39 protein-coding genes are annotated in these 21933 nt (G+C 58.8%); 8 read left to right on the top strand and 31 right to left on the bottom strand.

Going from position 1 to position 21933, the window contains the following annotated elements:
• Positions 1–5 precede the first annotated feature (5 nt).
• The 7 genes from B9A19_RS00195 (at position 6) to B9A19_RS00165 (ending at position 5440) form a co-directional block, all read left to right on the top strand.
• Positions 6–1232: a type II secretion system F family protein gene (locus B9A19_RS00195; RefSeq protein WP_084088528.1), complete on the top strand. Its 1227-nt coding sequence runs from the start codon at positions 6–8 to the stop codon at positions 1230–1232.
• Positions 1232–2104 (top strand): prepilin peptidase, encoded by an 873-nt coding sequence (locus B9A19_RS00190; RefSeq protein WP_084088527.1) that lies wholly within the window; start codon positions 1232–1234, stop codon positions 2102–2104. Before B9A19_RS00195 ends, B9A19_RS00190 begins: the two co-directional genes overlap by 1 nt.
• A 1-nt stretch (position 2105) precedes the next feature.
• Positions 2106–2708, top strand: coding sequence for a dephospho-CoA kinase (gene coaE, locus B9A19_RS00185; RefSeq protein WP_084088526.1), 603 nt, complete (start codon positions 2106–2108; stop codon positions 2706–2708).
• Between the two features lie 123 nt (positions 2709–2831).
• Positions 2832–3548: a cell division protein ZapD gene (gene zapD, locus B9A19_RS00180; RefSeq protein WP_245804226.1), complete on the top strand. Its 717-nt coding sequence runs from the start codon at positions 2832–2834 to the stop codon at positions 3546–3548.
• Positions 3545–3733, top strand: coding sequence for a DNA gyrase inhibitor YacG (locus B9A19_RS00175; protein WP_084088524.1), 189 nt, complete (start codon positions 3545–3547; stop codon positions 3731–3733). Before zapD ends, B9A19_RS00175 begins: the two co-directional genes overlap by 4 nt.
• Positions 3734–3819: 86 nt before the next feature.
• Positions 3820–4572 carry a GNAT family N-acetyltransferase gene (locus tag B9A19_RS00170; protein WP_084088523.1) on the top strand — a complete coding sequence of 251 codons (753 nt, stop codon included), beginning with the start codon at positions 3820–3822 and terminating at the stop codon, positions 4570–4572.
• A gap of 154 nt (positions 4573–4726) precedes the next feature.
• A complete protein-coding gene (locus B9A19_RS00165; RefSeq protein ID WP_176216712.1) occupies positions 4727–5440 on the top strand; it encodes a lysophospholipid acyltransferase family protein in 714 nt (237 codons plus the stop codon).
• Positions 5441–5693: 253 nt separating this feature from the next.
• Here B9A19_RS00165 and B9A19_RS00160 read toward each other — a convergent pair whose 3' ends face one another.
• Complete coding sequence (locus tag B9A19_RS00160) at positions 5694–6515, bottom strand: symmetrical bis(5'-nucleosyl)-tetraphosphatase (protein WP_084088521.1); 822 nt, start codon at positions 6513–6515, stop codon at positions 5694–5696.
• A gap of 49 nt (positions 6516–6564) precedes the next feature.
• Here B9A19_RS00160 and B9A19_RS00155 point away from each other — a divergent pair, with 49 nt between their 5' ends.
• Positions 6565–7515: an HDOD domain-containing protein gene (locus tag B9A19_RS00155; RefSeq protein ID WP_084088520.1), complete on the top strand. Its 951-nt coding sequence runs from the start codon at positions 6565–6567 to the stop codon at positions 7513–7515.
• A gap of 43 nt (positions 7516–7558) precedes the next feature.
• On the opposite strand, the gene rplQ is transcribed toward B9A19_RS00155, so the two are convergent.
• From rplQ to B9A19_RS00005, 30 genes are all read right to left on the bottom strand, one after another.
• Entirely contained in the window at positions 7559–7948 is a 390-nt protein-coding gene (gene rplQ, locus B9A19_RS00150) for a 50S ribosomal protein L17 (protein ID WP_084088519.1), read from the bottom strand.
• Between the two features lie 25 nt (positions 7949–7973).
• Positions 7974–8957 (bottom strand): DNA-directed RNA polymerase subunit alpha, encoded by a 984-nt coding sequence (locus B9A19_RS00145; RefSeq protein ID WP_084088518.1) that lies wholly within the window; start codon positions 8955–8957, stop codon positions 7974–7976.
• Positions 8958–8993: 36 nt separating this feature from the next.
• Positions 8994–9620, bottom strand: coding sequence for a 30S ribosomal protein S4 (gene rpsD, locus B9A19_RS00140; protein ID WP_084088517.1), 627 nt, complete (start codon positions 9618–9620; stop codon positions 8994–8996).
• Positions 9621–9634: 14 nt separating this feature from the next.
• Entirely contained in the window at positions 9635–10027 is a 393-nt protein-coding gene (gene rpsK / locus B9A19_RS00135; RefSeq protein WP_018748522.1) for a 30S ribosomal protein S11, read from the bottom strand.
• 28 nt (positions 10028–10055) lie between these two features.
• Complete coding sequence (gene rpsM, locus B9A19_RS00130) at positions 10056–10418, bottom strand: 30S ribosomal protein S13 (RefSeq protein ID WP_084088516.1); 363 nt, start codon at positions 10416–10418, stop codon at positions 10056–10058.
• A 60-nt stretch (positions 10419–10478) separates the two neighbouring features.
• Positions 10479–10592, bottom strand: coding sequence for a 50S ribosomal protein L36 (gene rpmJ, locus B9A19_RS00125; protein WP_018748524.1), 114 nt, complete (start codon positions 10590–10592; stop codon positions 10479–10481).
• 39 nt (positions 10593–10631) lie between these two features.
• On the bottom strand, positions 10632–10850 hold the full coding sequence (gene infA, locus B9A19_RS00120) for a translation initiation factor IF-1 (RefSeq protein ID WP_084088817.1): 219 nt from the start codon (positions 10848–10850) through the stop codon (positions 10632–10634).
• 14 nt (positions 10851–10864) lie between these two features.
• Positions 10865–12169 carry a preprotein translocase subunit SecY gene (gene secY / locus B9A19_RS00115; protein WP_084088515.1) on the bottom strand — a complete coding sequence of 435 codons (1305 nt, stop codon included), beginning with the start codon at positions 12167–12169 and terminating at the stop codon, positions 10865–10867.
• Between the two features lie 26 nt (positions 12170–12195).
• Positions 12196–12630: a 50S ribosomal protein L15 gene (gene rplO, locus B9A19_RS00110; protein WP_084088816.1), complete on the bottom strand. Its 435-nt coding sequence runs from the start codon at positions 12628–12630 to the stop codon at positions 12196–12198.
• An 8-nt stretch (positions 12631–12638) separates the two neighbouring features.
• On the bottom strand, positions 12639–12824 hold the full coding sequence (rpmD, locus tag B9A19_RS00105; RefSeq protein ID WP_084088514.1) for a 50S ribosomal protein L30: 186 nt from the start codon (positions 12822–12824) through the stop codon (positions 12639–12641).
• Complete coding sequence (gene rpsE / locus B9A19_RS00100; protein ID WP_084088513.1) at positions 12824–13336, bottom strand: 30S ribosomal protein S5; 513 nt, start codon at positions 13334–13336, stop codon at positions 12824–12826. The genes rpmD and rpsE overlap by 1 nt, the downstream gene beginning before the upstream one ends.
• A gap of 19 nt (positions 13337–13355) precedes the next feature.
• Complete coding sequence (gene rplR / locus B9A19_RS00095; RefSeq protein WP_084088512.1) at positions 13356–13709, bottom strand: 50S ribosomal protein L18; 354 nt, start codon at positions 13707–13709, stop codon at positions 13356–13358.
• Positions 13710–13722: 13 nt separating this feature from the next.
• Positions 13723–14256: a 50S ribosomal protein L6 gene (gene rplF / locus B9A19_RS00090; RefSeq protein ID WP_084088511.1), complete on the bottom strand. Its 534-nt coding sequence runs from the start codon at positions 14254–14256 to the stop codon at positions 13723–13725.
• A gap of 14 nt (positions 14257–14270) precedes the next feature.
• Positions 14271–14663: a 30S ribosomal protein S8 gene (gene rpsH / locus B9A19_RS00085; protein ID WP_084088510.1), complete on the bottom strand. Its 393-nt coding sequence runs from the start codon at positions 14661–14663 to the stop codon at positions 14271–14273.
• Between the two features lie 15 nt (positions 14664–14678).
• On the bottom strand, positions 14679–14984 hold the full coding sequence (rpsN, locus tag B9A19_RS00080) for a 30S ribosomal protein S14 (protein WP_084088509.1): 306 nt from the start codon (positions 14982–14984) through the stop codon (positions 14679–14681).
• Positions 14985–14991: 7 nt separating this feature from the next.
• Positions 14992–15531: a 50S ribosomal protein L5 gene (gene rplE / locus B9A19_RS00075; RefSeq protein WP_084088508.1), complete on the bottom strand. Its 540-nt coding sequence runs from the start codon at positions 15529–15531 to the stop codon at positions 14992–14994.
• 10 nt (positions 15532–15541) lie between these two features.
• Entirely contained in the window at positions 15542–15862 is a 321-nt protein-coding gene (gene rplX, locus B9A19_RS00070) for a 50S ribosomal protein L24 (RefSeq protein WP_084088507.1), read from the bottom strand.
• Positions 15863–15872: 10 nt separating this feature from the next.
• Complete coding sequence (rplN, locus tag B9A19_RS00065) at positions 15873–16241, bottom strand: 50S ribosomal protein L14 (RefSeq protein ID WP_035061755.1); 369 nt, start codon at positions 16239–16241, stop codon at positions 15873–15875.
• Between the two features lie 212 nt (positions 16242–16453).
• Complete coding sequence (gene rpsQ, locus B9A19_RS00060) at positions 16454–16717, bottom strand: 30S ribosomal protein S17 (RefSeq protein ID WP_084088506.1); 264 nt, start codon at positions 16715–16717, stop codon at positions 16454–16456.
• Between the two features lie 2 nt (positions 16718–16719).
• Entirely contained in the window at positions 16720–16905 is a 186-nt protein-coding gene (gene rpmC / locus B9A19_RS00055; RefSeq protein WP_084088505.1) for a 50S ribosomal protein L29, read from the bottom strand.
• Positions 16905–17321 carry a 50S ribosomal protein L16 gene (gene rplP, locus B9A19_RS00050; protein WP_084088504.1) on the bottom strand — a complete coding sequence of 139 codons (417 nt, stop codon included), beginning with the start codon at positions 17319–17321 and terminating at the stop codon, positions 16905–16907. The genes rpmC and rplP overlap by 1 nt, the downstream gene beginning before the upstream one ends.
• Positions 17305–18009, bottom strand: a complete 705-nt coding sequence (rpsC, locus tag B9A19_RS00045) for a 30S ribosomal protein S3 (protein ID WP_084088503.1) — start codon at positions 18007–18009, stop codon at positions 17305–17307. Before rpsC ends, rplP begins: the two co-directional genes overlap by 17 nt.
• A 9-nt stretch (positions 18010–18018) precedes the next feature.
• A complete protein-coding gene (rplV, locus tag B9A19_RS00040) occupies positions 18019–18348 on the bottom strand; it encodes a 50S ribosomal protein L22 (RefSeq protein WP_084088502.1) in 330 nt (109 codons plus the stop codon).
• Between the two features lie 9 nt (positions 18349–18357).
• A complete protein-coding gene (gene rpsS, locus B9A19_RS00035; RefSeq protein WP_084088501.1) occupies positions 18358–18633 on the bottom strand; it encodes a 30S ribosomal protein S19 in 276 nt (91 codons plus the stop codon).
• 6 nt (positions 18634–18639) lie between these two features.
• Entirely contained in the window at positions 18640–19473 is an 834-nt protein-coding gene (gene rplB, locus B9A19_RS00030; protein WP_084088500.1) for a 50S ribosomal protein L2, read from the bottom strand.
• Between the two features lie 12 nt (positions 19474–19485).
• A complete protein-coding gene (gene rplW / locus B9A19_RS00025; protein ID WP_084088499.1) occupies positions 19486–19791 on the bottom strand; it encodes a 50S ribosomal protein L23 in 306 nt (101 codons plus the stop codon).
• Positions 19788–20408 carry a 50S ribosomal protein L4 gene (gene rplD, locus B9A19_RS00020; RefSeq protein WP_084088498.1) on the bottom strand — a complete coding sequence of 207 codons (621 nt, stop codon included), beginning with the start codon at positions 20406–20408 and terminating at the stop codon, positions 19788–19790. Before rplD ends, rplW begins: the two co-directional genes overlap by 4 nt.
• On the bottom strand, positions 20408–21052 hold the full coding sequence (gene rplC, locus B9A19_RS00015; RefSeq protein WP_084088497.1) for a 50S ribosomal protein L3: 645 nt from the start codon (positions 21050–21052) through the stop codon (positions 20408–20410). The genes rplD and rplC overlap by 1 nt, the downstream gene beginning before the upstream one ends.
• Positions 21053–21209: 157 nt before the next feature.
• On the bottom strand, positions 21210–21521 hold the full coding sequence (rpsJ, locus tag B9A19_RS00010; RefSeq protein ID WP_084088496.1) for a 30S ribosomal protein S10: 312 nt from the start codon (positions 21519–21521) through the stop codon (positions 21210–21212).
• 93 nt (positions 21522–21614) lie between these two features.
• Positions 21615–21933, bottom strand: a 319-nt coding sequence (locus B9A19_RS00005; RefSeq protein ID WP_505579032.1) for an EF-Tu C-terminal domain-related protein, incomplete at its 5' end; no start/stop codon positions are given.

Below are 21933 nucleotides of genomic sequence, written 5' to 3'. Positions count from 1 at the left end.
GCACAATGGCAACGAAGGCAAAAGCCGCGCTGGTGGTCAAGGAGCACACGTACTCCTGGGAAGGGCGTGATCGCAACGGCAAGACCATCAAGGGCGAAATGCGCGCCTCCGGCGAAGCGGTGCTGAAGAACCAGCTGCGCCGCCAGGGCATCAACGTGACCCGTGTAAAGAAAAACCGTATGGGTACCGGTCGCCGCATCACCGACGAAGACATCACCATGTTCACCCGCCAGCTGGCGACCATGATGAAGTCCGGCGTGCCATTGCTGACCTCGTTCGACATCGTGGCCAAGGGGCACTCCAATCCATCGGTTACCCGTTTGCTGATGGAAATCAAGACCGACATCGAAACCGGCTCGTCGCTTACCGTTGCCTTCCGCAAGCACCCGGCTTATTTCGATGCGCTGTATTGCAACCTGGTACAGGCCGGTGAACAGGCCGGTATTCTGGACAATCTGCTGGCCCGCCTGGCCACGTACAAGGAAAAAATCCTTGGCGTGAAGAAGAAGATCAAAGCCGCGCTGTTCTACCCGACTGCGGTGATCGTGGCCGCCTTCGTGATTACCGCCGTGATCATGATTTTCGTGATCCCGGCCTTCAAGGACCTGTTCTCCAGCTTCGGCGCCGACCTGCCGTACCCGACCCAGGTGGTGATCGCCATCTCGGATGGCTTCGTCAGATACTGGTGGCTGATCTTTGGCGTTACCTTTGGCGGCATCTATTCCTTCCTCAAGGCCTGGAAGCGCTCCGAAGCGATCCAGATTTTCATGGACAGGCTCTTCCTCAAACTGCCGATCTTGGGCGAGATCATCAAGGGCGCCACGCTGGCACGCTGGGCACGCACGCTGTCGACCATGTTTGCCGCTGGTGTGCCACTGGTTGAATCGCTCGACTCCGTGGGCGGTGCGTCGGGCAACTATATCTATCGCATCGCCACCAAAAAGATCCAGACCGAGGTCAGTACCGGTACCAGCCTGACGGTGGCCATGCAGAATGCCAACGTCTTCCCGAACATGATGTTGCAGATGGTGTCGATCGGCGAAGAATCGGGCGCACTCGACTCCATGCTGAGCAAGGTGGCCGACTACTACGAAGAAGAAGTCGACAACGCCGTCGAGGCACTTTCCAGTCTGATGGAACCGATCATCATGGTGGTGCTGGGTACACTCATCGGCGGCTTGGTCGTCGCCATGTACCTGCCGATCTTCAAGATGGGCGAGGCGGTCAACTGATGTCCGACTACGCAGTTTTGTTTGCCAACCCGCCATTGTTTGGCGGGTTTTTATTCGTGCTCGGCCTGCTGGTCGGCAGCTTCCTGAACGTGGTCATCCATCGCCTGCCCAAGATGATGGAAAACGATTTCCGCCACGAATGCAGCTGCCTTGACCTGCCTGCGGATGCCACAGAACCGGAGAAGCCCCGCTACAATCTGGTCCTGCCGCGCTCCGCTTGTCCGCATTGCGGCCACCAGATCACCGCGCTGGAGAATATCCCGGTCATCAGCTATCTCGCGCTGCGCGGCCGCTGCCGTGGCTGTGGCGCAAAGATCAGCCCCCGTTACCCCATCATCGAGCTGCTGACCGCGCTGGTGACCATGCACCTGGGCCTGCACTTCGGCCCCACCCCGTTGGTAGTAGGTGCCATTGCGCTGAGCTGGGCGCTGATCGCGCTGATTTTCATCGATGCCGATACCACGCTGCTGCCGGACGACATCACGCTGCCGCTGCTGTGGCTGGGACTGCTGTTCAACCTCTACGGTGGCTTCACACCGCTGTCGGCCGCCGTGGTCGGTGCCGTGGCCGGCTATCTGTCGCTGTGGAGCGTGTACTGGATCTTCAAGAAGCTCACCGGCAAGGAAGGCATGGGTTATGGGGACTTCAAGCTGCTGGCAGCGCTGGGCGCCTGGTTTGGCTGGGCTGCGCTGCCCGCCATCATCCTGCTGTCGTCGCTGGCAGGCTCGGTGATCGGCATCGGACTGATCATTGCCGCCAAACGCGGCTTCGATACCCGCATCCCTTTCGGCCCCTATCTGGGCGTGGCCGGCTGGCTATACCTGATTTATGGCCAAACCTTGCAGCAAATGCTGTTTGGCAGCCTGCACTGACATGCACGTCATCGGACTGACCGGCGGCATAGGCAGCGGCAAATCGACAGTGGCCGAACTGTTTGCCCAGCACGGGGTGCCGGTGATCGACACCGACCTGATCGCGCATGCCTTGACGCGCGGGCCGTCGCCGGCCATGACGCAGATTGCTCACACCTTCGGCCCCGAGTTCATCGCGCCGGATGGCAGCCTGCGACGAGACGTCATGCGCGCCCATGTATTCCGCCAGCCCGATGCCAGGCAAAGGCTGGAGCACATCCTGCACCCGGCCATCCACGACGCAGCCAGCGCCGCGCTGGCCCATCTGCCGGCACACACCGCCTACGCCCTGCTGGTGGTGCCCCTGCTGTACGAAACAGGCGACTATGATGACCTGGTAGACCGCGTACTGGTCATCGACTGCGACGAGGCCACGCAAATGGCACGCGTGCTGTTGCGCCCCGGGCTGAGCCGTGAAATCGCGCAAGCCATCATGGCACAACAATGGCCACGCCAGCGGCGCCTGGCCGCTGCCGATGATGTCCTCAATAATGAGGGGAATTTGCATACATTGGCACTGCAAATCAGCACGCTGAATCAGCGATATCTGCGTTGGGACTATTAATATGCGAATTGGCTTACGCTGCGGGTTTTCAAATGCCGCACCTTGCTGCAAAATTGCGTATCTTTGCCGTTTAGGCCTGCCGTGATCAATTACGAGTTTCCAATTACCGAGCGCATCCGCACTTTGTTGCGACTCGAGGATCTGTATGATCGAACCACGCTGTTCGCATCGCGTGAGCATGGCCTCGACCACCACGCCGCCCTGGCCGGCATTTTCGAAATCATGGAAGTGGCAAGCCGCGCCGACCTGAAATCGGATCTGCTGCAGGAGCTGGAACGCCAACGGCAAGCGCTGTCGGCATTGCGCAACAATCCGCATATTTCCGAAGCCGCGCTGGAGCGCGTCTTGGGCGATATCGAGGAAACCCACGCGCGCCTGCTGCAAATGACCGGTAAATTCGGCCAGTACCTGCGCGACAATGAATGGCTGATGGCCGTCAAGCAGCGCATGGGCATCCCCGGTGGCGCCTGCGAATTCGACCTGCCCGGCTACCATTACTGGCGCCAGCAAGCCGCCGACCGTCGCCGCGCCGATCTGGACCGCTGGTTCGGCCCGCTGCTGCCCATCAAACAGGGGCTGGACATCGTGCTGCGCCTGCTGCGTGATTCGTCCAAGGTCAGCCACTACACCGCGCGCAACGGTCATTTCCAGCAAATGTCCGGCGGCAAAAGCATACAGCTGCTGCGCGTGAGCCTGCCGCCCGACCTGCCCGCCATTCCCGAGCTGTCAGCCAACCGCTACGCCATCAACATCCGTTTCGTGCTGCCATCGACCACCGGCGAACGCGCCAAGGTGGTCGAGGCAGACATCGATTTCGCCCTCGGCTACTGCAATCTGTGACCACCGCTCGTCAGGTTAGCTGCCCGTCTTGTGGGCAGCGTCATCTTTATACAACACAAAATCCCTACCGTCCGTTCTGCAGCGAACGCTGCAAACTCATCGACCTCGGCGCCTGGGCCGAGGAGCGCTACCGTGTTCCGGTCACTGCCCCACTCGATCCTGACTTCGATGATTTGATCGACTAAAGCATTAGTCACATTGACGTCATCTTTCAGTCATCGTAACGTCATTGCAAACGCTTAGTTTTGTCTTACTTGCAGGAGGAAGACCCATGCTACAGCAGTTGCAATCGCCCACCAGTCATACCCGCAGACGACCGCTGTCGGTGGTGCTCGCACACCACGAAGACCAGATTCGCGCCGCCCAGAAGCTGCGTTACAAGGTATTCGCCGAGGAAATGGGTGCACGCCTGCCCAGCCGCGAAGGCAATATCGACCAGGACCTGTTCGACGCCTATTGCGATCACCTGCTGGTGCAGGACGATGAAACCGGCGAAGTCGTCGGCACTTATCGCATTCTGCCGCCTGCCCAGGCCAAAAAACTGGGCAGCTACTACTCGGATACCGAGTTCGATCTCACCCGCCTGTCGGCACTGCGCCCCGAGCTGGTGGAAATCGGCCGTTCTTGCGTGCATCCGGATTACCGCACCGGCGCCACCATTGCACTGCTGTGGTCGGGCCTTGCCGAGTACATGCAGGCACGCAACTATCAGTACCTGATCGGCTGCGCCAGCGTCTCGCTGATCGATGGTGGCCATCTGGCTGCCAGCCTGTACCGCAAGCTGGCCGAAAAGCACCTGGGCCCGATCGAGTGGCGTGTATTCCCGCGCTGCCCGCTGCCGCTGGCCGCCCTGAACCAGAAGCTGGATGCCGAGATCCCGCCGCTGATCAAGGGCTACCTGCGTGCCGGCGCCATGATTTGCGGCGAACCGGCCTGGGACCCGGACTTCAATACGGCGGATCTGTTCGTGCTGCTGCCGATGCAGAAGGTGGATCAGCGTTATGCACGTCACTTTATTCGCTGATGTTTGGCAATAGCCACATAGCACGATGAATACGGAGCAGCTAAAATTTCGGGAACTTTTTTCCAGACTCCCGATTCAGCCGCTCCCGGCCATGCCAGCATTTGCCCTCAGACTCGTACGCCTCTGCCGTTTCGCCCTCCACGTCGCCTGTGGCATGGGGGCTGTAGCCTGGATCTTTCCACGCTACAGCCAGCCACAGCGCGTTGCGCACATCCAGCGCTGGTCGGCCAAGCTCACCCGCATCCTCGGCATCCACGTACGCGTGCAAGGGCTGGCACCGGGAGTTTACCCCGCCAACCACCTGTTGATTTCCAACCACATTTCCTGGCTGGACATCTTCGTACTGAATGCGGTCACCGTGTCGCGCTTCGTCGCCAAATCGGAGATCCGCAGCTGGCCCATCATCGGCAAGCTCTGTTGCGGCACCGGCACGCTGTTCATCGAGCGGGCCAAGAAGCGCGACACTGCCCGCGTCGGCCAGGACATGCTGAGCGCGCTGCAGGCAGGGCATTGTCTTGCCGTGTTTCCGGAGGGCACCACCAGCGATGGTGGCCGCATCCTGCCCTTCCGCTCGTCGCTGTTGCAGGCGGCAGTTGAGGGCAATACCACGCTGCAGCCGATTTATTTGCGTTATTGCAACACTAGCGGCCAACGCTGCGCACTCGCGGCCTACATTGACGACGTCAGTTTTGGTCAGTCGCTGTGGCGCATCTTGGGCAATCGCGGCCTGACGGTCGAAATCAACTTCCTGTCGCCCATCGCCTCCAACCAGGTTGAGGACAGACGCAGCCTCACCCGCACGGTGGAAGCACGCATACAGGCCGCGCACAACGCGCTGGAGCATCACGCGCAGCGCGAGGCAGCCTGAGACATGGCCGGCAGCGGCAAACGCCGCTGCCGGCCTTGGTGTGCCCCTGCAGGGGCACATACTCAGCAATATCGGGTGCGAGGCAGAACCACCGCTTGCGTGGCAACGCGAGTATCTGGGTCAAGCAGAGCGAGAACACACCATTGCGCCCCGGGACTGACGCCGGCAACAGGCCTGGCAAAGCAGGCAAGGTGTACCCGGGCGATGCCAGACCGTCTGGTCATTGCATACCCCAGGAAGGCCAGCAGCGCTCTTACTCAGCCAGCGCTTGATAAGCCCGGTGTGCCGGCACTTGATACAGACGGCCGCTATCCAGATCGATGCCGGTCAGCGCACCACCCCAGATGCAACCGGTATCCAGCGCACACAAGCTGCCATTCTGGCGCAGGCCCAGCGCCGACCAGTGACCACACACCACACGGGCATCCTGTTTGCGCTGCGGCCAGTCAAACCAGGGGTATAGCTCAGCCGGCGCCTTTTCCAGCTCGCCCTTGTACTTGAGCTGCAGGCTGCCATCGGTGTTGACGAAGCGCATGCGTGTCATCGCGTTGACCACAAAACGCAGCCGCTCCACCCCTTGCAGGTCATCCTGCCACAGCGCCGGCTGGTTGCCATACATGGCCGCAAGGAAATCACGCCAGCCCGGCCCGCACAAGGCAACGGACACCTCGTCGGCCAGCGCCTGTGCCTGCGCTGCACTCCAGCCCGGCCAGATGCCGGCATGCACGATCGCGGTCCTGCCCAGAGAGATCATCAGCGGCTGCTGGCGCAGAAAATCAATGATGGCATCGCAATCGGGCGCCTGCAGTACGTCGTCGATGGTGTCGCCTGCCTTGGTCTTGCCCAGGCCAGCGGCCACCGCCAGCAAATGCAGATCATGGTTGCCCAGCACCATGCGCACGGCGTGCCTTTGGGCCATGACCCAGCGCAGCACGGGCAGCGATGCCGGCCCGCGGTTGACCAGATCGCCAACCAGATAAAGTGTGTCCTGCAGCGGATCAAATTCCATACGCTGCAACAATTGCTCGAACTCGACAAAACACCCTTGCAAGTCACCGATTGCGTACCGCGCCATATGCAAACACCCACTACAATGGAATTACCAAAAAGGACGAAGCGCCCACATGCTGAGCAGCCCGCTTTCCAATCAGGCCGCATGGATCGCCCACTGGCAGTCACTTGATCTGCCGGTGCTGCAGTATACGCTGGAACAGATGCGCGGCCTGCGCAGCAAGGCCGACGAGCTGGGCTTGCGCGACCTGGCAGCGCTGATCGAACATGATGCGCTGTTGACGCTACGCGTGATCCGCTTCCTGCAGGATCATCGCCACGCCAGCCAGTTGACCGACGTCAGCACCGTGGAGCGCGTGCTGTTGATGATAGGTATCGATGGCTTCTTCAAGGAGTTCTCGCGCGCCGAGTCACTGGAAACCCGGCTGGCTGACTATCCCTCCGCACGCGAAGGGTTGCGCCGCGTGATGGCACGCCACTATCTGGCCGGGCGACTGGCAACCGCGCTGGGCGACCAGCGCCACGATGTAGACTCCACCGAGGTCAAAACCGCCAGCATGCTCAGCGGGCTGGCGGAGATGCTGCTCTGGCTGTCTGCCCCGCAACTGGCGACGCAAATCATGCGCATGCAGCTGCAACAACCGGGCCTGCGCAGCCGCGATGCACAGATCGCCGTGATCGGCCTGCCCTTGCTCGAGCTGCAGCTGGAGCTGGCATCACGCTGGCACCTGCCCGAGCTGTTGACCCATCTGATGGATGAAAAACGTGCCGACGAAGCACGTGTACGCACCGTCAGCGTGGCCAGCGCACTGGCCCGCCATCTGGGCTCGGGCTGGAACAACCCGGCCCTGCCCGACGACTATCAGGCCGTGGCCGATCTGCTGGGTTGTGATCTGGACCACGCCTATCAACTGGTGCTGCGCACGGCACTTGCAGCCGGGCGCCAATGGCACTGGTATCAATGCCAGCCGCCCATTGCTCTGCGGGCACTGATCCTGTCCATGCCCGACGCAGCACCATCAACCCAGTGGGCAACCAGCCCGGCGGAAATGCCGGACAAATAAAAAGGCCGGCATAAGCCGGCCTTTTTACTGTCATCGCGACTGCTTATTCAGCAGCTTCGACCACTTCCGCATCTTCCGGACGGTCGACCAGTTCGACAAACGCCATCGGCGCATTGTCACCCGGGCGGAAACCGCACTTCAGGATACGGAGATAGCCGCCATTGCGGGCAGCGTAACGCGGGCCGAGCACGTCGAACAGCTTGACGACGATGTCACGATCGCGGGTGCGATCGAATGCCAGGCGACGGTTAGCCAGCGACGGAGCCTTGCCGAGAGTGATCAGCGGCTCTGCAACACGGCGCAGTTCCTTGGCCTTCGGCAGCGTGGTTTTGATGACTTCGTGACGCAGGAGCGCATTAGCCAGGTTGCGCAGCAGCGCCTGGCGATGGCTCGAGGTACGATTCAGTTTGCGATTGCCATTACGGTGACGCATTTGTCAGTTCCTTTCCGTTGACCGCTCAGGGCTTTTCCAAGCCAGCCGGCGGCCAGTTTTCGAGGCGCATACCCAGCGACAGGCCCTTCGAAGCCAGCACTTCCTTGATTTCGTTCAAGGACTTGCGGCCCAGATTCGGCGCCTTCAAGAGTTCAGTCTCGGTGCGCTGGATCAGATCCCCGATGTAATAGATGTTTTCGGCCTTCAGGCAGTTCGCCGAACGCACGGTCAGCTCAAGGTCGTCCACCGGACGCAGCAGGATCGGATCGATCTGCGGCGCTTGCGGCTTTTCTTCCTCAACCGGCGTACCTTCGAGATCGGCAAACACCACGAGCTGATCCATCAGGATGCGTGCAGCTTGGCGCACGGCATCTTCCGGCGTCAGCACGCCGTTCGTTTCGATATCGAGGATCAGACGATCCAGGTCGGTACGCTGCTCGACACGCGCGCTTTCAACTGCATAGCTGACGCGACGGATCGGGCTGAACGACGCATCCAGCTGAATGGTGCCGATGGTGCGGTTTTCGTCGTTTGCGAGACGAACCGGCGCCGGCTGGTAACCACGGCCTTTTTCGACCTTGATTTCCACATTCAGCTTGCCGCCTGCGGACAGATGCGCAATCACGTGATCCGGATTGACGATCTCGACGTCGTGCGGCAGTTGGATGTCGCTGGCTTTAACCACGCCTTCGCCATCCTTCACCAGTGTCAGCGTCACGGCTTCACGGCCGTGCAGCTTGAGCACCACACCCTTCAGATTCAACAGGATGTCGACCACGTCTTCCTGCACGCCATCCAGCGCGCTGTATTCGTGGACGACACCGTCGATCTTGACCTCGGTCGGGGCAAAGCCCGGCATCGAGGACAAGAGGATGCGGCGCAAGGCGTTACCGAGCGTATGGCCGTAACCGCGCTCGAACGGCTCCATCACCACCCGGGCTTGGGCAGCCGATTGAGCCTGCACGTCGATGATGCGCGGCTTGAGCAACTCATTAGCGAGGTTTTGCATATATTCAGTGATCCTTGGCCTGAGCGGGTTTAGCAATTACTTGGAATAGAATTCCACCACCAGCGATTCGTTGATGTCGCTGGACAGGTCGGAACGCTCCGGCGAGCTCTTGAACACGCCTTCCATCTTCTTGCTGTCAACCTGCACCCAACCCGGAAAACCGATGCCTTCCGTGAGGGACAGAGCCTCAACCACGCGAGCCTGCTTTTGAGCCTTTTCGCGCACGGACACAACGTCACCTGCCTTCACCTGGAAGGAAGCAATGTTGACTACCTTGCCGTTCACCAGGATCGCTTTGTGCGAAACCAGTTGGCGCGCTTCAGAGCGAGTCGAACCGAAGCCCATGCGATAAACGACGTTATCGAGGCGCGATTCGAGCAACTTCAGCAGGTTTTCGCCAGTCGAGCCCTTGCGGCGGCTGGCTTCTTCAAAATAGCGGCGGAACTGACGTTCCAGCACGCCGTAGATACGACGGATCTTTTGCTTTTCACGCAGGTGAACGCCATAGTCCGACAGACGCGGCTGTTTGCCGTTAGCGCCGTGCTGGCCTGGGGCTTGTTCCAGCTTGCACTTGCTGTCGAGGGCGCGACGTGCGCTCTTGAGGAAAAGGTCAGTCCCTTCGCGGCGTGCGAGTTTGCACTTGGGTCCAATATAACGAGCCATGACTTACTCCGGGATTAGATACGACGCTTTTTCGGCGGACGGCAGCCGTTGTGCGGCACAGGCGTCACATCCGAAATGCTGGTGATCTTGAAGCCGAGCGCGTTCAGAGCACGCACAGCGGATTCACGACCCGGACCAGGACCCTTGATACGGACTTCAAGGTTCTTCACACCATATTCTTGGGCAACTTTACCAGCGTGCTCTGCAGCAACCTGTGCCGCAAAGGGTGTACTTTTCCGAGAGCCTTTAAAACCAGCACCGCCCGAGGTAGCCCAAGAAAGTGCATTGCCTTGGCGATCGGTGATGGTAATGATCGTGTTGTTGAAGGAAGCGTGCACATGCACGATGCCTTCCGACACGCTCTTCTTGACTTTCTTGCGTACACGCACTGTGTTTGCTTTAGCCATTTACTAAATCCTTTAAATACTTGCCGGCTTATTTCTTGCCAGCAATTGCCTTGCGCGGGCCCTTGCGGGTGCGGGCGTTGGTACGCGTACGTTGACCACGCACCGGCAGGCCTTTGCGATGACGGAAACCACGATAGCAACCAAGGTCCATCAGACGCTTGATGCTCATCGTCACTTCACGGCGCAAATCGCCTTCAACGGTGAACTTGCCAACTTCTTCACGCAGCTTGTCCAGCTCAGCTTCGCTGAGATCCTTGACCTTCTTGTTCGGCGCAATGGCGGAGGCTTCGCAGATCGCGTATGCGCGAGTGCGGCCAATGCCAAAAATCGCCTGAAGGCCGATCACAGCATGCTGGTGATTGGGAATGTTAACCCCAGCAATACGGGCCATACTTCTTTACCCCAGGTTAAAAAAGTTTTCGAGTATAACGCTAGTTGCCGATTTATTCAATCAGCCTTGGCGTTGCTTGTGCCGCGGGTCGGTGCAGATCACACGAACCACGCGATTGCGGCGGATGATCTTGCAGTTGCGGCAGATTTTCTTGACCGATGCTTGAACTCTCATCGTCTTTCCTTTCAGTCAAAATGAACTCCGGGTGGAGATTTACTTCGCCCGGAATACGATGCGAGCCTTGGTCAGATCGTAGGGAGTTAGCTCTACGGTGACCTTGTCGCCGGGAAGGATGCGGATGTAATGCATCCGCATCTTGCCGGAGATATGACCAAGAATCACATGCCCGTTTTCGAGTTTTACCCGGAACGTTGCGTTCGGCAGCGTTTCGAGTACCTCGCCTTGCATTTGAATGACGTCTTCCTTCGTCATATGCGCGCCCTGCATTAGCCCTTGAAGTTGGCTTTCTTCAGCAGACTCTCGTACTGGTGCGACATCACATACGATTGCATCTGCGCCATGAAGTCCATCGTCACCACCACCAGAATCAGTAGCGAGGTGCCGCCAAAGTAGAACGGTACGTTCCACTTCAGAATCAGGAATTCAGGAATCAGGCAGATGGTGGTGATGTACACCGCACCGATCAGCGTGAGTTTCAGAATCAGCTTTTCAATGTAACGCGCGGTATGCTCGCCCGGACGGTAGCCCGGAATCATCGCACCACTCTTCTTCAGGTTTTCCGCGGTTTCCTTCGGGTTGAAGACCAGCGCGGTATAGAAGTAACAGAAGAAGATGATGGCAGCGGCATAGAGCAGCACATACAACGGCTGGCCAGGATGCAGCTTGTCGCCAATCGACTTCATCCAGCCAAAGCGTTCCAGATTGCCGGCCGACGACAGGGCCATGGCCGGGAACAGGATGATGGACGAAGCAAAGATCGGCGGAATCACGCCAGCCATGTTCAGCTTCAGCGGCAGGTGCGTGCTTTGCGCCTGCTGAATGCGGTTGCCGACCTGGCGCTTGGCATAGTGCACCGGCACCTTGCGCTGACCACGTTCGACGTACACCACACCGGCAGTCAGCAGTACTACACCAACGAACAGCGCCAGCACCAGCAGCACCGGCAGCGAGCCAGTGGAAGCCAGGCTCAGTGTCTTGCCGATGGCTGTCGGCACGCCGGCAGCAATACCACCACAGATCAGGATCGAGATACCGTTGCCGATGCCACGCTCGGTGATCTGCTCACCCAGCCACATCAGAAACAAGGTACCGGTCACCAGCGTGACCACGGCAATGAACACGAACTGACCAGCTGGAATGGTGATCATGCCGCCCTGCTTGGACAGCGACAGCGCCAGAAAGGCACTTTGCACCGTGGCCAGCAGCACGGTTGCATAGCGCGTGTACTGGGTGATCTTGCGGCGACCTGCGTCGCCTTCTTTCTTGAGCTGCTTCAGGCTAGGGAACACCTCGGCGGCGAGCTGCAAAATGATCGACGCCGAGATGTAAGGCATGATGCCGATGGCAAATACGGTGGCACGCGACAGCGCACCACCGGAGAACATGTTGAACATGTTCAGCAGGCCCGCCTGCTTCGATTCAAACAGCTTGAGCAGTTCTACCGTATTGATACCCGGCACCGGAATGTGTGCACCGATGCGATATACGATCAGTGCGCCAATCAGGAACCAGATCCGTGTCTTCAGATCTGCAAACTTGCTGCCTGCAGAAGCCAGAGCGGGGTTTGCCACGTTGTGCCTATTCCTTCAAAAGCCGATTATTCGACGATGCTGCCGCCAGCGGCTTCGATCGCGGTACGTGCACCCTTGGAGGCAGCAATGCCCTTCAGGGTAACAGCACGTTCGATCTTGCCCGACAGGATCACCTTGGCCTGGTTGGCGTGTTGCGACACCAGGCCAGCCTGCAGCAGAACCAGGAAGTCGATCTCGCTGACCGGCAGCTTGTTCAGATCGGTCAGGCTGACTTCGGCCGACTTGCCAGCATGCAACGACTTGAAGCCGCGCTTCGGCAAACGACGTTGCAGCGGCATTTGACCGCCTTCAAAACCAACCTTGTGGAAGCCGCCAGTACGGGACTTTTGACCCTTGTGGCCGCGACCTGCGGTTTTGCCCAGACCCGAACCGATACCACGACCCACGCGACGCTTTGCGTGAGTGGCGCCTTCGGCCGGCTTCAGGTTGTTAAGTACCAGAGCCATGATTAGCCCTCCACTTTCAGCAGGTAGCTGATCTTGTTGATCATGCCGCGGTTTTCCGGCGTATCGATCACCTCAGCCGACGAGTTCAGCTTGCGCAGACCGAGACCGCGCGCGCATGCCTTGTGGCTTTCCAGGCGACCGATCAGGCTTTTAACCAGCTTGACCTTGATCTTGTTGGTTGCGGACATTATGCATCCCCCAGAATTTCTTCGACGGTCTTGCCGCGCTTGGCGGCGATGTCGCCAGCCGTGTACAGCTTGGACAGACCATCCAGCGTGGCGCGAACCACGTTGTACGGGTTGGTCGAACCGTGGATCTTGGCGGTGACGTTATGCACGCCACACACTTCGAACACAGCACGCATCGGACCGCCGGCGATGATACCGGTACCATCCGGCGCCGGCTGCATGAACACGGTGGTCGCGCCATGCTTGCCGATCACGGTGTGCGGCACGGTACCGTTCTTCAACGGTGCCTTGAACATTTTCTTGCGGGCTTCTTCCAGGGCCTTCTGCACAGCGACCGGAACTTCCTTCGCCTTGCCCTTGCCCATGCCGATGCCGCCATCGCCATCACCGACCACGGTCAGTGCAGCGAAACCCATGATACGACCGCCCTTGACGACTTTGGTGACGCGGTTAACGCCAACCATCTTCTCGCGAAGGCCGTCCGTGCGATCTTCTACTTCATTCCTAGCCATGTTGTTGCTCCAAGCTCAATTAGAAGACGAGGCCGCCTTCACGAGCCGCGTCAGCCAGAGCCTTCACGCGACCGTGATAGTGGAAACCGGAACGATCGAACGCCACTTCCTTCACGCCGGCAGCAGCCGCTTTTTCAGCGATGCGCTTGCCAACCAGGGTTGCAGCTTCGACGTTGCCGCCGTTCTTGATTTGACCGCGCACTTCAGCCTCGAGGCTGGAAGCAGCTGCCAGCACCTTGCCGCCAGTCGCATCGATGACCTGGGCGTAGATGTTGCCATTGGTCCGATGCACCGACAGGCGCACCGCCTTGAGCTCCGCAATCTTGGCACGGGTTTTACGTGCGCGACGGAGTCGAGTTTCTTTCTTGTCCATGATTCAGCCTCGATTACTTCTTCTTGGTTTCTTTCAGAACCACGACTTCATCCGAGTAGCGAACGCCCTTGCCCTTGTACGGCTCAGGAGCGCGGTAAGCGCGGATATCAGCCGCAACCTGGCCCAGCGCATGCTTGTCAGCACTCTTCAGGATGATTTCGGTCTGAGTCGGGGTTTCCGCCTTCACGCCAGCCGGCAGCTTGTGAGCAACCGGGTGCGAGAAACCAAGCGTCAGGTTCACAACATCGCCAGCGGCTTGAGCACGATAGCCCACGCCAACCAGGTTCAGCTTGCGCTCGAAGCCCTTGGACACACCAGTCACCATATTGTTGACCAGTGCACGCAGGGTGCCGGACATCGAACGGGAGAACTTGTCACCGTTCTTGGCCGCGAACACAACCGAGTTGTTTTCAACTTTTACTTCAACGGTGCCATTCAGCGGCTGGGTCAGAGTGCCGTTCGGGCCCTTGACCACAATCGCAGCAGCGTCGACTTTGACTTCGACACCAGCCGGAATGACTACCGGGTTTTTAGCTACGCGAGACATTGTTCAACACCTCATCAAGCGACGTAGCACAGCAGCTCGCCACCAACACCATTGGCGCGCGCTTTGCGATCGGTCATCACACCCTTGGATGTGGACAGGATTGCCACACCAAGACCATTCATCACTTGCGGGATGTCGTTCGCGCCCTTGTACACGCGCAGACCAGGCTTCGAGACGCGGTCGATGCGCTCGATAACCGGACGGCCGGCGTAGTACTTGAGTTCGATCGTCAGCACCGGCTTTACATCGCCAGTAGCAGCAAACGACTCGATATAACCTTCGTCTTGCAGCACCTTGGCGATAGCCAGCTTCAGCTTCGACGACGGCATCGCAACTTGCGCCTTTTCCGCACGCTGAGCGTTACGGATGCGGGTCAGCATATCGGCGATAGGATCATGCATTGCCATGTTTCTTCTCTCCTATTACCAGCTGGCTTTCGTCATGCCAGGGATTTCACCCTTCATGGCGAGCTCGCGGAGCTTGTTACGGCCAAGGCCGAATTTGCTGAACACGCCACGCGGACGGCCGGTCAGCGAGCAACGGTTATGCAAACGATGCTTGCTGGAGTTACGCGGCAGAGCCTGCAGCTTCAGACGAGCGGCAAAACGCTCTTCTTCGCTGACGCTCTGGTCGTTGATGGTTTTGAGCAGCGCTTCACGCTTGGCGGCGAACTTGTCGACGACGGCCTGGCGCTTTTCTTCACGTTTAATCAGTGCAAGTTTTGCCATGATCGCCTCAGTACTTGAACGGGAACTTGAAGGCTGCCAGAAGCGCGCGGGCTTCGTCGTCAGTCTTCGCAGTCGTCGTAATGGTGATGTTCATACCGCGGAGCGCGTCGATCTTGTCGTACTCGATTTCCGGGAAAATGATCTGTTCTTTCACGCCCATGTTGTAGTTGCCACGGCCGTCGAACGACTTGGCAGACACACCACGGAAGTCACGAACGCGCGGCAGCGCGATCGAAACCAGGCGATCCAGGAACTCATACATCCGTTCGCGGCGCAGGGTAACCTTGCAACCAACCGGATAATCATCACGAATCTTGAAGCCGGCGATCGACTTCTTGGCCTTGGTGACCACAACTTTCTGGCCGGTGATCTTTTGCAGATCGCCAACAGCGTGTTCCATGACCTTCTTGTCGGCAACCGCTTCGCCCACACCCATGTTCAGGGTGATCTTTTCGATGCGCGGCACTTCCATGACGGACTTGTAACCGAACTGCTCAACCAGCTTCGGCACCACTTGCTCTTTGTAAATATCTTGCAGACGAGCCATGTTTTACCCCTTAGGCGCCGACGACTTCGCCGCTGGACTTGAACACGCGCACTTTCTTGCCGTCAGCCAGCACTTTGAAGCCTACGCGGTCAGCCTTGCCGGTTGCCGGGTTGAAAATAGCAACGTTGGAAACGTGCACCGGCAGCGTCAGTTCGACGATACCGCCCTGAACACCACGCATGGGGTTCGGCTTCTGGTGCTTCTTCACAACGTGCACGCCCTCGACAACGACCTTGTCTTCGGTCGGCAGCACGCGCAGCACGGTGGCGCGCTTGCCCTTGTCCTTGCCGGTCAGTACGACCACTTGGTCGCCTTTGCGAATCTTGTTCATTCCGATCTCCTTACAGCACTTCCGGCGCCAGCGAGACGATCTTCATGAATCGCTCGGTGCGCAGCTCACGCGTCACCGGCCCGAAGATACGGGTGCCGATCGGCTCAAGCTTGTTGTTAAGGAGAACGGCGGCGTTGCCGTCGAACTTGATCAGCGAACCGTCGGCACGGCGCACGCCCTTGGCGGTACGCACGACAACAGCGCTGTACACGTCACCCTTCTTGACGCGGCCGCGCGGGGCCGCATCCTTGATGGTGACCTTGATGATGTCGCCCACCGAAGCGTAGCGACGCTTGGAGCCGCCCAACACCTTGATGCACATGACATGACGCGCACCCGTGTTGTCTGCAACCTCCAGCATGGATTGCATTTGGATCATGGAAAAACAACCTCCAACTTATACCGCAATAAATTCCCGGCAAAGCCGAGACGCTCGGCCAAACCGAGCCAGGATGCGGCCAGTTTTGGACCCCGTCAGGAACATCCTGTTGGGGAAGAACACACTGCAGCCGTTGCAAGCACCGCAGCATAGAAAAACGGGCATTCTACACAGAGTAGAATGCCCGCGCAAGTACGTTGATCAAAAAATGATCAGACCACTCGTGCCTTTTCCAGCAGCGCAGTCACGTACCAGGATTTGGTCTTGGAAAGCGGACGGCCTTCCTCGATCGTCACCAGGTCGCCTTCGTTGTACTGGTTGGCTTCGTCGTGTGCGTGATACTTCTTGGAACGACGCACGACCTTGCCGTACAGCGGATGCTTGACCAGATGCTCGACCAGAACCGTCACGGTCTTGTCCATCTTGTTGCTGACCACGCGGCCGGTCAGGGAACGCTTGAGTTTAGCTTCGCTCATGATTAACCCTTGGCAGCCAGAATGGTACGAACACGCGCAATATCCTTGCGCACCCGGTTGATTTCAGTCGTCTTGGCGAGCTGACCTGTTGCATGTTGCATGCGCAGACCGAATTGGGCGCGCAGCAGTGCAGTCAGTTCGACCTTGAGCTCATCAACAGATTTTTGACGAAGTTCAGCAGCTTTCATCATTGCCCCACTTGGCGAGCAACGAAGGTCACCGCGAACGGCAGCTTGGCCGAAGCCAGGCGGAACGCTTCGCGAGCGATTTCTTCGCTAACGCCGTCAAGTTCATAGATCACCTTGCCCGGCTGGATTTCAGCAACCCAGTACTCCGGACTACCCTTACCGTTACCCATACGGACTTCGGCCGGCTTGGTCGAAATCGGCTTGTCCGGGAACGCACGGATCCACACGCGACCACCACGCTTGATGTAGCGGGTGATGGCACGACGGGCGGCTTCGATCTGGCGCGCAGTCAGGCGACCACGTGCCGTAGCCTTCAGGCCGAAAGTACCGAACGCAACAGTATTGCCACGAGTGGCGATACCGGTGTTGCGGCCCTTCTGGACCTTACGGTATTTAAGTCTAGTTGGCTGCAGCATTGCGAGGCCCCTTACGTGGTTTCTTCTGTGCTTCCGGCGCCGGCTCAGCAGCCTTTTCGCCCGGCTTCACTTCGCCTTTGTAAACCCAAACCTTGATACCGATGATGCCGTAGGTGGTCTTGGCTTCCGAAGTCGCGTAGTCGATGTCGGCACGCAGGGTGTGCAGCGGCACACGGCCTTCGCGATACCATTCGGTACGGGCGATTTCGATGCCGTTCAGACGACCCGACGACATGATCTTGATGCCCTGGGCACCCAGACGCATGGCGTTCTGCATCGAACGCTTCATGGCACGACGGAACATCACGCGCTTCTCAAGCTGCGATGCAATACCGTCAGCAATGATCTGCGCGTCGATTTCCGGCTTGCGCACTTCTTCGATGTTGACGTGCACCGGCACCTTGAGGATGTTTTGCAGCTCTTTCTTGAGCAGCTCGATGTCCTCACCCTTCTTGCCGATCACCACACCCGGACGAGCGGTGTGAATGGTGATCTTGGCATTCTTGGCCGGGCGCTCGATCACGATGCGGCTCACGGAGGCATTCGCCAGCTTCTTCTTCAGGTAGTCACGCACTGCGATGTCGGCAGTGAGCATTTCCGAGAAGTTCTTGCTGTTGGCGTACCAGCGCGAGGCCCAGTTCTTGGTGACGGCGAGACGAAAACCCGTCGGATGAATTTTCTGACCCATATTCGCTCCTTAGTCGCCAACAGTCAGCGTGATGTGGCAGGTCTGCTTCTCGATGCGATTACCGCGGCCCTTGGCACGAGCGGAGAAACGCTTCAGGGATGCACCCTTGTCCACAAAGATCGTCGTGACTTTCAGCGCGTCGATATCGGCGCCTTCATTGTGCTCGGCGTTGGCAATTGCCGACTCGAGCACCTTCTTGATCACGACAGCAGCTTTTTTCGGGCTGAAGGCGAGGATGTTCAGCGCTTGCTCGACCGACTTGCCACGGACGAGGTCAGCAACCAGCCGCGCTTTTTGGGCGGAGAGACGAGCACTGCTCAGTACAGCGGATACTTGCATGTCTTCACCTTATCGCTTGGCTTTTTTATCGGCGGCGTGACCCTTGAAAGTACGGGTGAGTGCAAACTCGCCCAACTTATGGCCAACCATGTTTTCGTTCACGTAGACCGGAACGTGCTGCTTGCCGTTGTGCACGGCGATCGTCAGACCGACGAAGTCCGGCAGCACGGTCGAGCGACGCGACCAGGTCTTGATCGGGCGCTTGTCGTTCGAACCACGCGCAGCCTCGATCTTCTTGATCAGGTGCAGGTCAACGAACGGGCCCTTCTTGATAGAACGTGCCATGTTCAATTACCCCTTATTCGCAGGACGACGACGTACACGCATGTTGTCGGTACGCTTGTTGTTACGAGTGCGATAGCCCTTGGTCGGCTGGCCCCACGGGCTGACCGGCACGCGGCCTTCACCGGTACGACCTTCACCACCACCGTGCGGGTGGTCGATCGGGTTCATGGCGGTACCGCGAACGGTCGGGCGAATACCCAACCAACGCTTGGCACCAGCCTTGCCGTAGGAACGCAGGCTATGCTCTTCGTTACCAACTTCGCCCAAGGTAGCGCGGCAGTCGATGTGAACCTTGCGGATTTCACCCGAACGCAGACGCAGCTGAGCGTAAGCACCTTCGCGCGCCAGCAGCTGAACCGAAGCACCGGCCGAACGCGCGATTTGCGCACCCTTGCCCGGCTGCAGTTCAACGCAGTGGATGGTCGAACCGATCGGGATGTTGCGGATCGGCATGGCCGAGCCAACCTTGATCGGTGCATCCGAACCCGAAACCACGGACTGGCCGGCCTTCAGGCCCTTCGGGGCGATGATGTAGCGACGTTCGCCATCGGCGTAGCACAGCAGCGCGATGTTGGCGGTACGGTTCGGGTCGTATTCCAGACGCTCAACCTTGGCAACGATGCCATCCTTGTTGCGCTTGAAATCGATCACACGGTAATGCTGCTTGTGGCCACCACCCTTATGACGGGTTGTGATCACGCCGCGGTTGTTACGACCGGCAGTCTTCGATTGCGACTCGAGCAGCGGCGCGTACGGAGCGCCCTTGTGCAGATCCGGGTTAACGACCTTGACGACAGCGCGGCGACCCGGGGACGTCGGTTTTACTTTAACCAATGCCATGTTTAAGTCTCCTTATTGCGCAGCCGCGACGTCAATTTCTTGGCCCGGAGCCAGGCTCACATAAGCCTTTTTCCAGTCCTTGCGAGTGCCATTGAAACGGCCGAAACGCTTGGATTTGCCCTTGACGTTGAGTACGGTAACGCCCTCGACCTTCACCTTGAACAGGAGCTCGACGGCAGCCTTGATCTCCGGCTTGGTTGCATCAGCAGCCACGCGGAAAACGATTTGTTCGGTCTTTTCAGCAACCAGGGTGGTCTTTTCGGATACGACCGGACCACGCAGAACCTGAAGCAGACGGTTTTCTGTGAATTGCGTCATGCGAAGATCTCCTCGAATGCAGCCAGCGCTTCACGGGTCAGCACGACCTTGCCAAAGCGAACCAGGCTCACCGGATCAGCTTGCGACGGCTCCAGCACCAGCACGTTCGGCAGATTGCGCGAAGCGAGGTACAGGTTTTCGTCCAGTTCCTTGGTGATGATCAGCGCGGAGTCGAGCTTGAGCGCGCCCAGCTTCTGAACCAGTTCCTTGGTCTTCGGGGCTTCGAGCACGAGCGAATCCACCACCACCAGACGATCTTCACGCACCAGCTGCGACAGGATGGTCGCGATACCGGCACGGTACATCTTGCGGTTAACCTTCTGGCTGAAATTTTCGTCCGGGCTGTTCGGGAAGGTCTTACCACCACCACGCCACAGCGGCGACGAAGTCATACCAGCACGGGCACGACCGGTGCCCTTTTGCTTGAACGGCTTCTTGGTGGAGTGATGAACTTCCGAACGGTCCTTCTGCGCACGGTTGCCGCTGCGAGCATTGGCGAAGTACGCGGTCACAACCTGGTGAACCAGCGCTTCGTTGAACTCACGAGCGAACAGCGCATCGGACGCGGCGACGGCGGCTTGCGCCTCACCGCTAGCATTGATGACTTTCAGTTCCATCATGCACCTGCCTTCACGCTCGGGCGTACGACAACGTCGTTGCCCTTGGAACCCGGGACCGCGCCCTTCACCAGCAACAGCTGGCGCTCGACGTCGATACGGACGACTTCGAGGTTTTGCACGGTGCTCTTTACATTACCCAGCTGACCAGCCATGCGCTTGCCCGGGAAAATACGACCCGGATCCTGTGCTTGACCGATGGAGCCCGGGGTATTGTGCGAGCGGGAGTTACCGTGGGTGGCACGGTTGGAACTGAAGTTGTGACGCTTGATGACACCGGAAAAACCCTTACCTTGCGAGGTACCGGATACATCGACCAATTGGCCGGCAGCGAACAACTCAACGGACAGCGCATCACCTGCCTTCAGGCCGGCCAGCTTGTCAGCAGCAACGCGGAATTCCACGAGTGCCAGACCTGCTTCCACACCTGCTTTGGCAAAATGACCAGCTTCCGCCTTGTTGACGCGATTGGCCTTCTTGGCGCCGAAGGTCACCTGCACGGCTGCATAGCCGTCGGTTTCCACGGACTTGATTTGGGTGACGCGGTTAGCCGACATATCCAGCACCGTCACGGGGATGGAAGCACCATCCTCAGCGAAGACGCGGGTCATGCCGACCTTGCGACCTACAAGACCTAAGCTCATAGTTATTTCCTTTTCAGGGCCGATTACGATTGATCGGCTAATAACTGACTATTTAAAAATACAAAAGGGCTTACCCCCAGAGGGGATAAGCCCGCGATACTAGCACAGCTTTTTCTTATGCCGCAAGTACTTAGCGCACCGACGGCGGCAGAAACAATTACTGCAGCTTGATCTCGACGTCGACGCCAGCCGGCAGATCCAGCTTCATCAGCGCATCCACAGTCTTGTCGGTCGGATCAACGATGTCCATCAGACGCAGGTGAGTGCGGATTTCGAACTGGTCGCGCGAGGTCTTGTTCACGTGCGGCGAACGCAGCACGTCGAAACGCTCGATCTTGGTCGGCAGCGGAACCGGGCCCTTGACCACAGCGCCAGTGCGCTTGGCAGTGTCAACGATTTCCTGGGCCGAACGGTCGATCAGTTGATAGTCGAACGCCTTCAGACGGATGCGGATTTTTTGGTTAGCCATGGTTTTTCCTAAAGAACGAGGCGATCACATGATCGCCAACACAACATGAAAGAGCGAATGGGCGAGCCTTGCGGCCCGCCCGCTTGCGAGTGATTACTCGATGATCTTGGCAACCACGCCCGCGCCGACGGTACGACCGCCTTCACGGATGGCGAAACGCAGACCTTGTTCCATCGCGATCGGAGCGATCAGCGACACAACCACTTCCACGTTGTCGCCCGGCATCACCATTTCGGTGCCGGCCGGCAGCTCAACCGCACCGGTCACGTCGGTGGTACGGAAGTAGAACTGCGGACGATAGCCGTTGAAGAACGGCGTGTGACGACCGCCTTCTTCCTTGCTCAGCACGTAGACCGAACCGGCAAACTTGGTGTGCGGGGTGATCGAACCCGGCTTGGCCAGCACTTGGCCA

This window comes from Andreprevotia lacus DSM 23236, from assembly GCF_900176275.1.
GTDB classification, from domain to species: Bacteria; Pseudomonadota; Gammaproteobacteria; order Burkholderiales; family Chitinibacteraceae; genus Andreprevotia; species Andreprevotia lacus.
Note: the sequence above shows the minus strand (reverse complement) of the source record. Positions and strands in the feature narration are given on the sequence as shown.

Coding starts and splice junctions, on each gene's coding strand:
- rplN (WP_035061755.1), bottom strand. CDS start 16,241: ATGATCCAAATGCAATCCATGCTGGAGGTTGCAGACAACACGGGTGCG.
- rpsD (WP_084088517.1), bottom strand. CDS start 9,620: ATGGCTCGTTATATTGGACCCAAGTGCAAACTCGCACGCCGCGAAGGG.
- coaE (WP_084088526.1), top strand. CDS start 2,106: ATGCACGTCATCGGACTGACCGGCGGCATAGGCAGCGGCAAATCGACA.
- rplQ (WP_084088519.1), bottom strand. CDS start 7,948: ATGCGTCACCGTAATGGCAATCGCAAACTGAATCGTACCTCGAGCCAT.
- rpmD (WP_084088514.1), bottom strand. CDS start 12,824: ATGTCCGCAACCAACAAGATCAAGGTCAAGCTGGTTAAAAGCCTGATC.
- rpsC (WP_084088503.1), bottom strand. CDS start 18,009: ATGGGTCAGAAAATTCATCCGACGGGTTTTCGTCTCGCCGTCACCAAG.
- B9A19_RS00145 (WP_084088518.1), bottom strand. CDS start 8,957: ATGCAAAACCTCGCTAATGAGTTGCTCAAGCCGCGCATCATCGACGTG.
- rplB (WP_084088500.1), bottom strand. CDS start 19,473: ATGGCATTGGTTAAAGTAAAACCGACGTCCCCGGGTCGCCGCGCTGTC.
- rpsS (WP_084088501.1), bottom strand. CDS start 18,633: ATGGCACGTTCTATCAAGAAGGGCCCGTTCGTTGACCTGCACCTGATC.
- B9A19_RS00170 (WP_084088523.1), top strand. CDS start 3,820: ATGCTACAGCAGTTGCAATCGCCCACCAGTCATACCCGCAGACGACCG.
- rplR (WP_084088512.1), bottom strand. CDS start 13,709: ATGGACAAGAAAGAAACTCGACTCCGTCGCGCACGTAAAACCCGTGCC.
- rplE (WP_084088508.1), bottom strand. CDS start 15,531: ATGGCTCGTCTGCAAGATATTTACAAAGAGCAAGTGGTGCCGAAGCTG.
- rplW (WP_084088499.1), bottom strand. CDS start 19,791: ATGACGCAATTCACAGAAAACCGTCTGCTTCAGGTTCTGCGTGGTCCG.
- B9A19_RS00195 (WP_084088528.1), top strand. CDS start 6: ATGGCAACGAAGGCAAAAGCCGCGCTGGTGGTCAAGGAGCACACGTAC.
- rpsH (WP_084088510.1), bottom strand. CDS start 14,663: ATGGCAATGCATGATCCTATCGCCGATATGCTGACCCGCATCCGTAAC.
- infA (WP_084088817.1), bottom strand. CDS start 10,850: ATGACGAAGGAAGACGTCATTCAAATGCAAGGCGAGGTACTCGAAACG.
- rpsN (WP_084088509.1), bottom strand. CDS start 14,984: ATGGCAAAACTTGCACTGATTAAACGTGAAGAAAAGCGCCAGGCCGTC.
- rplX (WP_084088507.1), bottom strand. CDS start 15,862: ATGAACAAGATTCGCAAAGGCGACCAAGTGGTCGTACTGACCGGCAAG.
- rplF (WP_084088511.1), bottom strand. CDS start 14,256: ATGTCTCGCGTAGCTAAAAACCCGGTAGTCATTCCGGCTGGTGTCGAA.
- rpsE (WP_084088513.1), bottom strand. CDS start 13,336: ATGGCTAGGAATGAAGTAGAAGATCGCACGGACGGCCTTCGCGAGAAG.
- rpsM (WP_084088516.1), bottom strand. CDS start 10,418: ATGGCCCGTATTGCTGGGGTTAACATTCCCAATCACCAGCATGCTGTG.
- B9A19_RS00155 (WP_084088520.1), top strand. CDS start 6,565: ATGCTGAGCAGCCCGCTTTCCAATCAGGCCGCATGGATCGCCCACTGG.
- B9A19_RS00190 (WP_084088527.1), top strand. CDS start 1,232: ATGTCCGACTACGCAGTTTTGTTTGCCAACCCGCCATTGTTTGGCGGG.
- rplC (WP_084088497.1), bottom strand. CDS start 21,052: ATGAGCTTAGGTCTTGTAGGTCGCAAGGTCGGCATGACCCGCGTCTTC.
- rplD (WP_084088498.1), bottom strand. CDS start 20,408: ATGGAACTGAAAGTCATCAATGCTAGCGGTGAGGCGCAAGCCGCCGTC.
- rpmC (WP_084088505.1), bottom strand. CDS start 16,905: ATGAAAGCTGCTGAACTTCGTCAAAAATCTGTTGATGAGCTCAAGGTC.
- rplV (WP_084088502.1), bottom strand. CDS start 18,348: ATGCAAGTATCCGCTGTACTGAGCAGTGCTCGTCTCTCCGCCCAAAAA.
- rpsQ (WP_084088506.1), bottom strand. CDS start 16,717: ATGAGCGAAGCTAAACTCAAGCGTTCCCTGACCGGCCGCGTGGTCAGC.
- rpmJ (WP_018748524.1), bottom strand. CDS start 10,592: ATGAGAGTTCAAGCATCGGTCAAGAAAATCTGCCGCAACTGCAAGATC.
- B9A19_RS00165 (WP_176216712.1), top strand. CDS start 4,727: ATGGGGGCTGTAGCCTGGATCTTTCCACGCTACAGCCAGCCACAGCGC.
- rpsJ (WP_084088496.1), bottom strand. CDS start 21,521: ATGGCTAACCAAAAAATCCGCATCCGTCTGAAGGCGTTCGACTATCAA.
- rplP (WP_084088504.1), bottom strand. CDS start 17,321: ATGCTGCAGCCAACTAGACTTAAATACCGTAAGGTCCAGAAGGGCCGC.
- rpsK (WP_018748522.1), bottom strand. CDS start 10,027: ATGGCTAAAGCAAACACAGTGCGTGTACGCAAGAAAGTCAAGAAGAGC.
- B9A19_RS00160 (WP_084088521.1), bottom strand. CDS start 6,515: ATGGCGCGGTACGCAATCGGTGACTTGCAAGGGTGTTTTGTCGAGTTC.